Annotated in this window: 14 protein-coding genes; 6 read left to right on the top strand and 8 right to left on the bottom strand. The window is 73.0% G+C overall.

Features of this window, described 5'->3' with window-relative positions; translation table 11 throughout:
* The 6 genes from ACIQVL_RS29520 to hypE all read left to right on the top strand — a co-directional run.
* On the top strand, positions 1 to 566 hold a 566-nt coding region (locus ACIQVL_RS29520; protein ID WP_403476817.1), incomplete at its 5' end, for a hydrogenase maturation protease.
* 118 nt (positions 567 to 684) lie between these two features.
* Positions 685 to 1,407, top strand: a complete 723-nt coding sequence (hypB, locus tag ACIQVL_RS29525) for a hydrogenase nickel incorporation protein HypB (RefSeq protein ID WP_403476818.1) — start codon at positions 685 to 687, stop codon at positions 1,405 to 1,407.
* Positions 1,404 to 3,767 carry a carbamoyltransferase HypF gene (hypF, locus tag ACIQVL_RS29530; RefSeq protein ID WP_403476819.1) on the top strand — a complete coding sequence of 788 codons (2,364 nt, stop codon included), beginning with the start codon at positions 1,404 to 1,406 and terminating at the stop codon, positions 3,765 to 3,767. Before hypB ends, hypF begins: the two co-directional genes overlap by 4 nt.
* Before the next feature lie 3 nt (positions 3,768 to 3,770).
* Positions 3,771 to 4,073 carry a HypC/HybG/HupF family hydrogenase formation chaperone gene (locus tag ACIQVL_RS29535; RefSeq protein ID WP_403476820.1) on the top strand — a complete coding sequence of 101 codons (303 nt, stop codon included), beginning with the start codon at positions 3,771 to 3,773 and terminating at the stop codon, positions 4,071 to 4,073.
* Complete coding sequence (gene hypD, locus ACIQVL_RS29540) at positions 4,070 to 5,197, top strand: hydrogenase formation protein HypD (RefSeq protein ID WP_403476821.1); 1,128 nt, start codon at positions 4,070 to 4,072, stop codon at positions 5,195 to 5,197. The genes ACIQVL_RS29535 and hypD overlap by 4 nt, the downstream gene beginning before the upstream one ends.
* A 67-nt stretch (positions 5,198 to 5,264) precedes the next feature.
* Positions 5,265 to 6,254, top strand: a complete 990-nt coding sequence (gene hypE / locus ACIQVL_RS29545) for a hydrogenase expression/formation protein HypE (protein WP_403476834.1) — start codon at positions 5,265 to 5,267, stop codon at positions 6,252 to 6,254.
* Between the two features lie 68 nt (positions 6,255 to 6,322).
* Here hypE and hypA read toward each other — a convergent pair whose 3' ends face one another.
* The 8 genes from hypA to ACIQVL_RS29585 are packed head-to-tail and all read right to left on the bottom strand — an operon-like array spanning position 6,323 to position 12,776.
* Positions 6,323 to 6,661 carry a hydrogenase maturation nickel metallochaperone HypA gene (gene hypA / locus ACIQVL_RS29550; protein WP_403476822.1) on the bottom strand — a complete coding sequence of 113 codons (339 nt, stop codon included), beginning with the start codon at positions 6,659 to 6,661 and terminating at the stop codon, positions 6,323 to 6,325.
* A 7-nt stretch (positions 6,662 to 6,668) separates the two neighbouring features.
* Positions 6,669 to 6,839 carry a hypothetical protein gene (locus ACIQVL_RS29555; protein ID WP_362587085.1) on the bottom strand — a complete coding sequence of 57 codons (171 nt, stop codon included), beginning with the start codon at positions 6,837 to 6,839 and terminating at the stop codon, positions 6,669 to 6,671.
* Between the two features lie 28 nt (positions 6,840 to 6,867).
* Positions 6,868 to 7,074 (bottom strand): hypothetical protein, encoded by a 207-nt coding sequence (locus ACIQVL_RS29560; RefSeq protein WP_403476823.1) that lies wholly within the window; start codon positions 7,072 to 7,074, stop codon positions 6,868 to 6,870.
* A gap of 53 nt (positions 7,075 to 7,127) precedes the next feature.
* Positions 7,128 to 7,748 carry a DUF5947 family protein gene (locus ACIQVL_RS29565; protein WP_403476824.1) on the bottom strand — a complete coding sequence of 207 codons (621 nt, stop codon included), beginning with the start codon at positions 7,746 to 7,748 and terminating at the stop codon, positions 7,128 to 7,130.
* A complete protein-coding gene (locus ACIQVL_RS29570; RefSeq protein WP_403476825.1) occupies positions 7,745 to 8,290 on the bottom strand; it encodes a NifU family protein in 546 nt (181 codons plus the stop codon). Before ACIQVL_RS29570 ends, ACIQVL_RS29565 begins: the two co-directional genes overlap by 4 nt.
* On the bottom strand, positions 8,283 to 10,073 hold the full coding sequence (locus ACIQVL_RS29575) for a nickel-dependent hydrogenase large subunit (protein WP_403425735.1): 1,791 nt from the start codon (positions 10,071 to 10,073) through the stop codon (positions 8,283 to 8,285). Before ACIQVL_RS29575 ends, ACIQVL_RS29570 begins: the two co-directional genes overlap by 8 nt.
* 55 nt (positions 10,074 to 10,128) lie before the next feature.
* A complete protein-coding gene (locus tag ACIQVL_RS29580; protein ID WP_403425733.1) occupies positions 10,129 to 11,223 on the bottom strand; it encodes a hydrogenase expression protein HypE in 1,095 nt (364 codons plus the stop codon).
* Positions 11,220 to 12,776, bottom strand: coding sequence for a hypothetical protein (locus tag ACIQVL_RS29585; protein WP_403476826.1), 1,557 nt, complete (start codon positions 12,774 to 12,776; stop codon positions 11,220 to 11,222). The genes ACIQVL_RS29580 and ACIQVL_RS29585 overlap by 4 nt, the downstream gene beginning before the upstream one ends.
* Positions 12,777 to 13,005: the final 229 nt, after the last annotated feature.

Consider the following 13,005-nt stretch of genomic DNA (forward strand, 5'->3'; position numbering starts at 1 on the left):
TGGCGGGCGTCGGCAACATCTTCCTCGGCGACGACGCCTTCGGCCCCGAGGTGGTCCGCGCCCTGGAGCAGCGTCCCCTGCCGCCCGAGGCGCGGGTCCGGGACTTCGGCATCCGGGGCATGGACCTCGCCTACACCCTGCTCGACGGCTGGCCGGTGGTCGTCCTGGTGGACGCGGCCGCCCGCGGGGAACGCCCCGGCACCCTGTCCCTCGTCGAGCCCGAGCTCCCCGACCGCCGATCGGCCGCCCCGCCCGAGGCACACGCCATGGACCCGGCGAAGGTCCTGGCCCTCGCCGCCCACCTCGGCGAGGAGCCGCTGCCCCGCGTCCTCGTGCTCGCCTGTGAGCCCGGAGAGCTGCCGCGCGGCGACGAGGACATCGCCCCAGGGCTGAGCGCCCCCGTCCGGGACGCGGTCGAACGGGCCGTCGCCGCCCTGCACGCCCTGGTCCCGGCACTGCTCGCCGATCCCCTGGCCACGCCCGCGTTGGACCGCCCGGAGGAATCCGCGGCCCCCGCCGCGGCCGGTCGCCCGCCGACAGCCGCCGGCGGCGCGGAGGATCGCTGAGCGGACGCGCCCCGTCGGGGGCGCGGGGCTGAGCCGATGTGCGGCTGCCGCCGTGTGGGCGCGACCGGCCCCCACCGGCCCGTGGCAGACGAACGCCATCCACCTGAGCGGAGTCCCCATGTGTCAGTCGGAGCAGGTCACCCGGGCCGTCCTGGCCAGGAACGACGGCCTGGCCGCCAGCCTGCGCGGCGACCTCGCCGCGCGCGGCGTCGGCGTGGTGAACTTGCTCTCCAGCCCCGGCAGCGGCAAGACCGAACTGCTCGGCCGGGTGCTGGCCCGGGCGGGGGAGCGGGGCGTCCCCGTCGCCGCCTTCACCGCCGATCTCGCCACCGAGAACGACGCGAAGCGCCTGGCCCGTTCCGGAGCGCCGGTGAAGCAGCTGCTCACCGACGGGCTGTGCCACCTGGAGGCCCGGCAGGTCCGCGGCCACCTGGAGGGCTGGCTGCCGCCGGACACCGCGCTGCTGTTCGTGGAGAACGTCGGCAACCTGGTCTGCCCGGCCTCCTACGACCTCGGCGAGCACCTGCGGATCGTGCTGATGGCGGTCACCGAGGGCGAGGACAAACCCGCGAAGTACCCCACCGCCTTCGGCTCCGCGCACCTGGTCGTGCTCACCAAGACCGACCTCGCCGGACCGGCCGGCTTCGACGAGGCCGCCTTCGCCGAGCACGTGCGGCGGGTCAACCCCGGGGTGGAGATCGTGCGCTCCTGCGCCCGCACCGGCGAGGGCGTCGACACCGTCCTCGACCGGGTGCTCGCCGTACGGGACGGCGCCCCGGCGCACCGCCCGCCGCTCGCCCCGCACCCGCACGGCCACGTCCACGCCCCGACCGCCTCGTGACGGCGCCCACCACGACGACGGCCGTCCGTCGGCGCGTCACGGTGCGCGGGACCGTGCAGGGCGTGGGCTTCCGCCCCTACGTCCACCGGCTGGCCGCCGACCTGGCGCTCACCGGGTTCGTCGGCAACACGGCGAGCGGCGTGCTCATCGAGGTCGAGGGAACGACGGCCGGCGTCGAACGGTTCTGCGCGCGGCTCGCCGGTGAGCCGCCGCCGCTGGCCACCGTGACCGCCGTGGCGGTCCAGGAGCTACCGGCCACCGGGGCCGAGGCCGGCTTCACCATCCGCGCCACCGAGCAGTCCGCCCCCGGCCGCACCCTCCTGCCGCCCGACACCGCGACCTGCGCCGACTGCCTGCGCGAACTGGCCGATCCGGCCGACCGCCGGCACCGCCACCCCTTCATCACCTGCACCCACTGCGGCCCCCGTTTCACCATCGCCACCGGCATGCCGTACGACCGCGCGGTCACCACCATGTCCGGCTTCCCCCTGTGCCCCGCCTGCACCCGGGAGTACGACGCCCCGGCCGACCGCCGCTTCCACGCCCAGCCGGTGGCCTGCCCGGAGTGCGGTCCCCGGCTGCGGCTGGTGCCCGCCGCCGGCAGCGGGGTGAGAGCCGCTCGCGACGGTGACGCCCTCTCACGGGCGCGAGAACTGCTCGCCGCCGGGCGGATCGTCGCCGTGAAGGGCATCGGCGGTTACCACCTGGCCTGCGACGCCTCCGCCGCCCGGGCCGTGGACACCCTGCGCACCCGCAAGGCGCGCGGCGACAAGCCGTTCGCGGTGATGTGCGCCGACCTCGCGGAGGCCGAGCGCATCGCCGAGGTCGGGACGGCCGAGCGGGCCGCGCTCACCGGTCCCCGCCGTCCCATCGTCCTGCTCCGCCCCCGCCCCGCCACCCGGCTGGCTCCCGGCGTCTGCCCCGGCAGCCCGCACCTCGGCGTCATGCTGCCCTACACACCCGTCCACACCCTCCTCTTCGGCCTCCCCTGCGACCCGCCCGGCCCCCGCGTCCTGGTCATGACCAGCGGCAACCGCTCGGGCGAGCCCATCGTCACGGACGACGACGAGGCGCTGACCCGGCTGTTCGGCCTGGCCGACGCCTGGCTCGCCCACGACCGCCCCATCGCCTCGCCCTGCGACGACTCCCTGCTGCGGGTCCGCGCCGACGGCACCGAACAGGTCCTGCGCCGCTCCCGCGGCTACGCGCCGCGCCCGCTGCGCCTGCCGGTCCCGGTACGGCCCGCGCTCGCGGTCGGCGGCGACCTCAAGAACGCGCTGTGCGTCGGCGAGGGCGACCTTGCCTGGTTCGGGCCGCACATCGGCGACATGGGCGACCTGGCCACCCTGGAGGCGGCCGTCCGGGCGGAACGGCACATGCGCCGGCTGACCGGGATCCACCCCGAGACCGTCGCCGCCGACCGCCACCCCGGGTACCACTCGTCCGCCTGGGCCCGCCGCCGCGCCACCCGACTCGCGCTCGGCAGACCGGTGTTCGTCCAGCACCACCACGCCCACATCGCCGCCGCGATGGCCGAGGCAGGGCTCGACGGCACCACACCGGTCATCGGCGTCGCCTTCGACGGCACCGGCTACGGCGACGACGGCACCGTCTGGGGCGGCGAGGTGCTCCTCGCCGACTACACCGGCTACCGGCGCCTCGCCCACCTCGCCCCGGCACCGCTGCCCGGCGGGGACGCGGGCGTCGCCAATCCGTGCCGGACCGCACTGGCCCGGCTGTGGGCGGCCGGTCTGCCCCGGGACGCCGACCTGCCCAGCGTCGCCGCCTGCTCCCGCGAGGAACTCCGCCTGCTGGAACGGCAGTTGCCGAGCCAGGTCGGCTGCGTGGCCACCTCCAGCATGGGGCGCCTCTTCGACGCCGTGTCCTCCCTCGCAGGCGTGTGCCACCGCGCCGGGTACGAGGCCCAGGCCGCCCTGGAGCTGGAGGCGCAGGCCTGCGCGGCCTGGGGCGCGGAGACCGTCGCGTACCCCTTCGGCGACCGTTTCGACCCGGCCCCCGCCCTGCGCGCGATCATCGCCGATCTGCGGCGCGGCACCCCGGTGCCGGCGATCGCGGCCCGCTTCCACCGCGGGGTCGCCCGGGCCGTCCTGGACCTGTGCGGCGGAGCGCGCCGGGCCACCGGAGTGACCGCCGTCGCCCTCACCGGAGGCGTGTTCGCCAACGCGCTCCTCGAAGACGCGACCACGGACCTGCTGCACGGCGCCGGATTCACGGTCCTGCGGCACGGCGAAGTCCCGCCGAACGACGGCGGACTGGCGCTCGGGCAACTGGTGGTCGCGGCCCACGGACAGCGACCCGACGACGACCGACCCAAGGCAGTCAGCGACGAGACGGAGTGACCCATGTGTTTGGCAGTGCCCGGCAGAGTCGTGAGCATCGACGACACCTCCGATCCGCTCACCGGCCTGATCGACTTCGGTGGGGTGCAGAAGCAGGCGTGTCTGGAGTACGTCTCGGACGTCAAGGTCGGCGAGTACGTCATCGTCCATGTGGGCTTCGCCCTGCAGCGCCTCGACGAGGAGTCGGCCCTGGCCTCCCTCAAGCTCTTCGAGGAACTGGGGCTCCTGGAGGAGGAGTTCGGCGACGCCTGGCAGCAGGCGGCCCGGCAGGCCGCTCCGGAGGCCGCGGGGGGCGAGGCCCGGTGAAGTACCTCGACGAGTTCAACGACCCCAAGCTGGCCCGCCGGCTGCTGGACGAGATCCGGGCCACCGTCACCCGGCCCTGGGCCCTGATGGAGGTCTGCGGCGGCCAGACGCACTCCATCATCCGGCACGGCATCGACCAACTCCTCCCGGATGAGGTCGAGTTGATCCACGGGCCGGGCTGCCCGGTCTGCGTGACCCCGCTGGAGTGCATCGACAAGGCGCTGGAGATCGCCGCCCGTCCCGACGTGGTCTTCTGCTCGTTCGGCGACATGCTCCGCGTCCCCGGCACCGACCGGGACCTGTTCCGGGTCAAGGGCGGGGGCGGAGACGTCCGCGTGGTCTACTCGCCGCTCGACGCGCTCCAGCTGGCCCGCCGCCACCCGGACAAGCAGGTGGTGTTCTTCGCCATCGGCTTCGAGACCACCGCCCCCGCGAACGCCATGGCCGTCCACCAGGCCAAGCGCCTCGGCCTGACCAACTTCACCCTCCTGGTCTCCCACGTCCGGGTCCCCCCGGCCATCGAGGCCATCATGACCGCCCCCGCCTGCCGGGTGCAGGGCTTCCTCGCCGCCGGGCACGTGTGCAGCGTGATGGGCATGGCCGAGTACCCCGAACTCGCCGAACGGCACCGGGTCCCCGTCGTCGTCACCGGCTTCGAACCGCTCGACATCCTGGAGGGCATCCGCCGCACGGTGGGCCAGCTGGAGCGCGGCGAGCACCGGGTGGACAACGCCTACGCCCGGGCCGTGCGCGCCGACGGCAACCCGGCCGCCATCCGCATGATCGAGGAGGTCTTCGAGGTCACCGACCGGAACTGGCGCGGCATCGGCCGCATCCCCGGCAGCGGCTGGCGGCTGAGCGAGGCCTACCGGGACTTCGACGCCGAGCACCGCTTCGACGTCACCGGCATCCGCACCGAGGAACCCGCCGAGTGCCGCGCAGGCGAGGTCCTCCAAGGGCTCATCAAACCCACCGACTGCGCGGCCTTCGGTACCACCTGCACCCCGCGCACCCCGCTCGGCGCCACCATGGTCTCCAGCGAGGGCGCCTGCGCCGCCTACTACCTCTACCGCCGGATGTCCGAACCGGCGCTCCCGCGCGAGGAGATGAACCCCGTTGGCTGAGCAGACCGTCGTCGACCCCGCGAACTGGAGCTGCCCGGCGCCGATCCGCGACCAGCCGGTCGTGGTCATGGGCCACGGCGGAGGCGGCGCCCTCTCCGCCGAACTGATCGAGCAGATCTTCGCCCCCGCCTACGGCAACGCCCTCCTTGCCGGGATGACCGACTCCGCCGTCCTCCACCTCGGCGGCGCCCGCCTCGCACTCTCCACCGACTCCTACGTCGTACGGCCGCTGTTCTTCCCCGGCGGCTGCCTCGGCGACCTCGCCGTCAACGGCACCGTCAACGACCTGGCGATGAGCGGCGCCCGGCCCGCCTACCTCTCCGCCGCCTTCGTCCTGGAGGAGGGCGTCGAGCTGGCCGTCGTCGAACGCATCGCGCAGGCCATGGGCGCGGCGGCCGAGACGGCCGGTGTCACGATCGCCACCGGCGACACCAAGGTCGTCGAGAGCGGCCACGGGGACGGGGTGTACGTCACCACCGCCGGCGTCGGCCTCGTCCCCGAGCGCGTCGACATCCGGCCGCAGCGGGCCCGGCCCGGGGACGCCGTCATCGTCAGCGGACCGATCGGCCTGCACGGCGTGGCCGTGCTCAGCGTGCGCGAGGGGCTGGAGTTCGGCGTCGAGATCGCGAGCGACACCGCACCGCTGGCCGACCTGGTCGCGACCATGCTGGACGTCACCCCCGACGTCCACGTCCTGCGCGACCCGACCCGCGGCGGCCTGGCCGCCTCCCTGAACGAGATCGCCCGCGCCTCGGGAACGGGCGTACGGCTCGCCGAGCGCGCCCTGCCGGTACCGGACGCGGTCGCGAACGCCTGCGGATTCCTCGGCCTGGACCCGCTCTACGTCGCCAACGAGGGCAGGCTCGTCGCCTTCGTCCCGCCCACGGACGCCGACGCGGTGCTGGAGGCGATGCGTGCCCACCCGCAGGGGGCCGGTGCCACCCGGATCGGGGAGTGCGTGACCGAACACCCCGGCATGGTGGTGGTGGCGACCGGACTCGGCGGCACCCGGGTCGTCGACCTCCCGCTCGGGGAGCAGCTGCCGCGCATCTGCTGACGGCAGCTCTCGCTCGGCGACAGGGCGTGACTCCGCCGGTGCCCGGACCGTCCCGGCCACCGGCGGGGTCATTCGACCGCGGTGATCTCCAGCTCCCGGCCGCTGCGCAGCTCGGTGGAGGGCCGGTCGCAGCGCGGGCACCAGAAGAACGGCGGCATGCCCACCGCGAACTCCTCGGCGCACGGCCCGCACCAGGCCTGTGCGGTCACCTGCTCGACGACGAGCCGGGCGGCGGCGAGGACGGTGCCCTCACGTGCCACCTCGAAGGCGAAGTCCAGGGCGTCGGGGACGACCCCGGACAGTTCGCCGACCCGGACGGTCACCGCGGAGACGGTGTCCGCGCCGTCCGCCCGGGCCCACTCGTCGGCCTGCTCCACGATCGCCGCCGCGATCGACAGTTCGTGCACGACCGGCTCACGGATACCGGTGACCGGCGCGCAGTCCGCCGGCGATCCGCCAGATCCTCATCTCGCGCATCATGCTGGGGATCTCGGTGACGAACAGCGCCAGCAGCAGCGCGCCCACCACGGCGACCTCGGCGGTCAGCACGCGCTGGGCCGCCGTTCCGGTTCTCTTGCGTTGCATCTTCACAGCGGGCACTCCCTGTTCGGTGTCACGCGGGCGGGATGTTCGGCATGACGTCCAGCAGGACGTCGTGCCGCTTCCAGTGGATGTTGGTCGAGCGCCGCGCGTCGGCGGTGCCGTCCGGGTGGTGTCCCGTCTGCTTCGTGTACGGACCTCTGTTCCCCTGGTGCATGCCGGGCACGTGGGACGGCGTGTCGGGCCTCGCCTGGGCGCGGCCGACTCTGATGCTGCCCATGGGGTTCTCCTTCCTGAGCCTTCCTGTGCTGCCGTTCCTCGAGGCCGTTCGGCTCAGGGCCGCTCGGTGAGCTCCTCGAAGAAACGCTCCACGGCCGGCCACATCCGGCCGCCGCCGGACAGACCGCGCCACTCCCGGCGGACGACGGCGAGCATGCGGAAGCAGTCGTCGACCGGGACGATCCAGTGGTGGTCGAGGCCGTGCACCGTGTTGACCAGCAGCGCCTCGACGTCGGGGGTCATGCCGGCCAGCGGCGGGCAGCCGGCGACCGCCCGCTGCCAGGCCGCCGCGTCCACCTCCCAGCGCATGGCCCCCGCCGGGCTCGGGCCCTCCGCGGTGACCGTGCCGTCGGCGCGCGGCACGAAGAAGACCAGGCCGACCGGGACCCCGAGGGCCGCGGTGTCGACCTTCGCGAGGCGGACCCGGCGGGTCGGGATCAACCGGAAGTGGCCGTCGCCCGCGCCGGTGCGCTGCCGCGTGTCGGCGAACAGCACCGAGCAGGCGCGGCAGGCACAGCGGACCTCGGCCTGCCCGGTGTCGTACAGATGCGCATGGTCCTCGGACAGCGGCTCGGCGCACAGCTCGCACACCTCCGCCCCGGCCGCCGGCTGCCGGTCGGCCGAGGAGCGGATGAGACGGGCCAGGGCTCCGCCGGGCGGTGTCCGGGTGGTCACCGGGCCTCCTGTGGCCGGCGCAGGGAGTTCAGGGGGACGAAGGCGGGCGCCGGGGCCTCGGGCACCGGCTGCACGTCGGCCAGCTCGGGAGCGGCGGCGAGCACCGCCTCGCGGACGGCGTCGGTCACCTCCGTGGTACCTCCGCCGCACCCCGAACCGCAACCGCCGCCCTTGGCCAGCCGCACCCGGCCGACCTCGCCCTCCACCCCGGCCCACTCGACGTCACCGCCGCGTTCCCGGACGGCGGGGCGCAGCCGCTCGACCGCGCGGGCGGCCCGGCGCTCGGGCGGGTCGGGGTGGATGTCGTGCAGGACCATGAGGTGGTCGAGCAGCTCGTCGTCGGCGAGCCGCTCGGCCAGCGGCGGGTCCGCGAGGTCGAGGACGCGGGCGAGCGCCTCGCCGTAGACCTCGGTCAGCAGCCGTACCGCCTCGACGGCCGAGCCGCCGGTCGGCCCCGGGGCGGACTCCAGGCTCTCCAGCAGCCCGTCGAGCCGGGCCAGCCGGGACTCGACCGCCGGGCCGTCGAGCCGCGCGTCAGCCATGGTTCGCCCCGTACACCGGCGAGTGCGTGACGCTCAGCGTCTTGCCCTTGCCCGTGTACATGTGGACACCGCACGGCAGGCAGGGGTCGAAGCTGCGGACCGTGCGCATGATGTCGACGCCCTTGAAGTCGTCCGGGCCGTTCTCCTCGAAGATCGGCTGGCCCATGACGGCGTCCTCGTACGGGCCCGGGGTGCCGAACTTGTCACGCGGGCTGGCGTTCCACGGGGTCGGCGGGTACGGGTGGTAGTTGGCGATCTTCTTGTCCTTGATCACCAGGTGGTGCGAGAGGACCCCGCGGACGGCCTCGTGGAAGCCGCAGCCGATCGCCTCGTCCGGCACCTCGAAGTCCTCGAACACCTTGGTGTCGCCGGACCGCACCAGACCCATCGCCTCGTCCAGGAACTGCAGGGCCATGGCCGCCGCGTAGGCGACGAAGTACGGCCGGGCGCGGTCCCGTTCGAGGGTGTTGGACCACTTCGGGATCTTCCACTCCAGCGTGGTCTCCGGCAGCGTCGGCCCCTTGGGCAGCGAGATCCGCACGCTGCTGCCGGTGGCCTTGATGTACGGCGTGTCGACGATGCCGCTGAGCGCGGTGGACCAGAGCCGGGCCAGCGGGCCGCCGCCGGTGTCGAGAGCCAGGTGGTCGCCGGTGCGCTGGTCGTACCAGCGGGGGCTCATCACCCAGCTGTAGTTGCCCTCGAAGTCCCGCTTCTGCGGCACCGGGAGGGTGGTCTGGTTCCACGGGTGGCGCATGTCGACGGGGTTGCCGAGCGGGTCGTGGGTGACGAACGGGTCCTCGTTGACCCAGTCCTCGTAGAACGAGGAGCCCAGCATGATCCGCAGGCCCAGGTTGATGTCGACCAGGTTGTTGGTGACCAGCTCGCCGTCGACCACGATGCCCGGGGTGACGTACATCGCCTTGCCCCAGCGGTTCATGTTCTCGTACTTGTAGTCGACGACCTTCGGGTCCTGCCATGCGCCCCAGCAGCCAAGGAGGATGCGGCGCTTGCCGACCTCCTCGTAACCGGGCAGCGCCTCGTAGAAGAAGTCGAAGACGTCGTCGTTCATGGCGACGGCCTTCTTCACGAAGTCGATGACGTGCATCAGCCGGCTGAGGTAGTCGGTGAACGCGGTCGGTGACGGCATGGTGCCGACACCGCCCGGATAGAGGGTGGAGGGGTGCACGTGGCGGCCCTCCATCAGGCAGAACATCTCCCGGGTGGTCCGGGAGACCTTCAGCGCCTCCTTGTAGACCTCGCCCTCGAAGGGGTTGAAGGCCTTCATGATGTCCGCGATGGTCCGGTAGCCGTGGATGTCACCGCGCGGCGCGTTCGTCTTCTGCGCGCGGGCCAGGACGGTCGGGTTGGTGGCCTTGACCATCTGCTCGCAGAAGTCCACGAAGACCAGGTTGTCCTGGAAGATCGTGTGGTCGAACATGTACTCGGCCGCTTCGCCGAGGTTGACGATGTGCTCGGCCAGCGGCGGCGGCTTCACGCCGTACGCCATCTGCTGGGCGTAGTCGGAGCACGTCGTGTGGTTGTCGCCGCAGATGCCGCAGATGCGGGAGGTGATGAACCCGGCGTCGCGCGGGTCCTTCCCCTTCATGAAGACGGAGTAGCCGCGGAAGAGGGAGGAGGTGCTGTGGCACTCCACCACCTCCCGGTTGGCGAAGTCGATCTTCGTGTAGATGCCCAGGTTTCCGATGATCCGGGTGATCGGATCCCAGGACATGTCCACGATCTGCGCGGGCTTGCGCCCCTTTTGCCGGGCCTCGGTTGTCATCGGCGTTCGCTGACCTTTGCTGTGGGGGGACTGGGGTGGTGCTGGCCGTGGCGCGTCAGGGGCGCCAGCGCGGGGCGTAACCGCTGGTGAGCTTGCGCTTGTTGTGGCGCCACTTGGGTTCGTGGTTGACCAGCTCGTTGGTGAAGCCGCGCAGCCTGCGGATGACCGCCCCGTACGGCTTGATCGCTAGCGAGGAGAGGGTGCCGCCGGGCGGCTCGTCCATGAACGGCATGAACGCGTCCGGGAAGCCCGGCATGGTGCAGCCGATGCAGATACCGCCGACGTTCGGACAGCCGCCGATGCCGGCCATCCAGCCCCGCTTGGGCACGTTGCAGTTCACCACCGGACCCCAGCAGCCCGTCTTGACCAGGCACTTGGGCGAGTTGTAGTCCGCCGCGAAGGTCGCCTGCTCGTAGTAGGCGGCGCGGTCGCAGCCCTCGTGGACGGTGCGGCCGAACAGCCACTGCGGGCGCAGCATGTGGTCCAGCGGCGGCGGGGGAGCGGTGCCGGCCGCGTGGTAGAGCACCCAGATCAGGGTCTCCATGAAGTTCTCCGGCTGCACCGGGCAGCCCGGGATGTTCACCACCGGCAGCCCGCCCTGGGACTTGAACTCCCAGCCCAGGTAGTCCGCGAGGCCCATGGCGCCGGTCGGGTTGCCGGCCATGGCGTGGATGCCGCCGAAGGTGGCGCAGGTGCCGACGGCGACCACCGCCCAGGCCCGGGGCGCCAGTTCGTCGATCCAGTCGTTGAGGGTCTGCGGCTGGCCGGTCTCCGGGTCGTTGCCGAAGGACGTCCAGTAGCCGTCGCCCTCGATGATGTTCTGGTTCGGGATCGAGCCCTCGATGACGAGGATGAACGGCTCCAGCTCGCCCCGTGCCGCCGCCCGGTAGGGCGCCAGGAAGTCCTCGCCGCCCAGGCTCGGCGAGAGCACCTTGTTGACCAGGTTGACCTTGGGCATCCCCGGGATCAGGCCCAGGACCAGGTCCTCGATGGAGGGCTGGTCGGCGGCGGTCACGGAGACGGTGTCGCCGTCGCAGCTCATGCCCTCGGAGATCCAGAGGATGGTGATCTCGTCGAAGCCCTGGTGCTCGCCGTCGGCCCGGGCGGGTTCGCCGCCGACGGCCGTGGTGCCGTTCTTGCTGCTGCTCATCTGCTAGGCCTCCGATGGTGTGGGCCCGGGGACGGCTCGGCAGCCGTCGCTGGATCCGGGACGTCGGTGCCCCCGAGCGGCTCGACTTCGTCGGGCCGGAAGTAGTGGTAACGGCCGTACCAGCCGTGCAGTTCGGCCGCCGGGTCGTCGTCCACGGTGACGGCGAGACGGCTGCTGCCGTCCACGTCGTGGAAGACGGCGGCCACGGTCGCGGTCCGGCCGACCAGGAACATGTCCTGGGCGTCGGCGCCCCTGCCGCGCGGGCGCAGCCGCACCGGGCTGCCGCCGCCGACCCGCACACCGTCGACCAGGAGCGTGTCGGTGGCCGGGGACAGCCCGTCGTCGCCGCCCTCCTGCCACCAGGCGGGACGCGCGGTGGGCTCCTTGCCGACGGGGCCTTCGCTGTCGGCGGTTGCCTCGACGGGGCCTTCGCAGGCGATGGTCTCGCCGACCGGGTTGAGCGAACGGATGGCGCCGTGCAGGCGCTCGAAGACCTCCGGCGGCATGGTGTCGACCCGGTCGAGGATGTCGGCGGCCCGCGGGTCGGTGGCCCGGGCCTCCCGCTTCTCCTCGTCCGTCAGCAGCATGGTGCGCAGGGTGAGGATCTCGTCGATCTCACCGGCGTCGTGCAGGTCGCTGGGGCTCTCCGGTGCCACCTGGGGATGGTCGGGGAGGATGATCGGGGAGGAGAGCAGCAGGGCGGAGACCGAGCCGTCGTCGGGGGCGGTGGCGGGGGGCGCGCCGCCGAGCACCGGGAAGGTGAAGTCGTTGCGGCAGCTCCGGGCGGCGTCCTGGAGGGCCCGGCCCGGGTCGATCAGGGAGACGAACTCCGCGCCCTCGACGCCGAGGAGGGTGTGGGTGGCGATCAGCGCGTGCCGCAGGGCCCGGTCGCGCGGGGCGTGCGGGTCTCCGAGGTGCCCTTCGTTCGTGGTGCGTACCCGGAGCCGGAGGAGGTCTCCGCCGAGCCGCTCGGCCACGAGGACGGTACTCGCCCGCACCTCCGCCCGGCGCCGGACGATCCGCCCGGCGCCCGAGGGCAGCTCCTCGGTGTCGGCACCGGCCGGTGAGCCCACCGGAAACCCGTGTTCGTCACCGTCCAGCGCGACCGTGAACTCGGCCTCGCGGGCCACCGCCTCCTCGAAGGTCAGCTGCACGGTCCCGTCGGCGCAGTGCAGCGACTCGACGGGCCGCCCGTCGGCGTCCTCGACCTGCTTGTGCTGCAGCTGCAGATACCGCACCCGCAGCCGCAGGACCGCGTCCGGCCTGCGCACCCGCAGCAGGCACTCCGTCTGCTGGTACCAGGAGTCCGCCGAACCCGACACCCCCGGCCTGACCGGACCGTCGGCCTCCGCCCAATCGCGGGGGAAGAGGACCCCGAACTGCCAGCGGGCACGGTTCTTCGGTGAGGACCGCCGATAGGGGTAGAGGAGATAGCCCTCGTAGAGCACGGCGTCGGCGACTGCACTCATCGCTTCGAAGGTCGGCGCGGGACGGCCGGAGCCGTCCGCCAGGGCAGTGCGGGGCGCTCTGCCGTCGACCAGTCCCTCGGCCATGCAGCCTCCTCGGATCCGTGCGCGCGCCCATACCTTCCACCACGGTCACACCGGTCACGCCCGCTCGCCTCTTCTGGCCGAGCGGGGTTGGGCCGGACGGGTGGGAGGCCCGGGCGTGCGCCGGGCCGACGGGGCCTAGAAGGCTGATGAAGATCTTGGGGTTCTGGTCCTGCCGCGTGAGCGGCAGGACCAGACTCGTCTTGTGGCGATGGGTGAGTGGGTCGGCGAG

This window comes from Streptomyces sp. NPDC090499 (assembly GCF_044769305.1).
Taxonomy (GTDB): domain Bacteria; phylum Actinomycetota; class Actinomycetes; order Streptomycetales; family Streptomycetaceae; genus Streptomyces.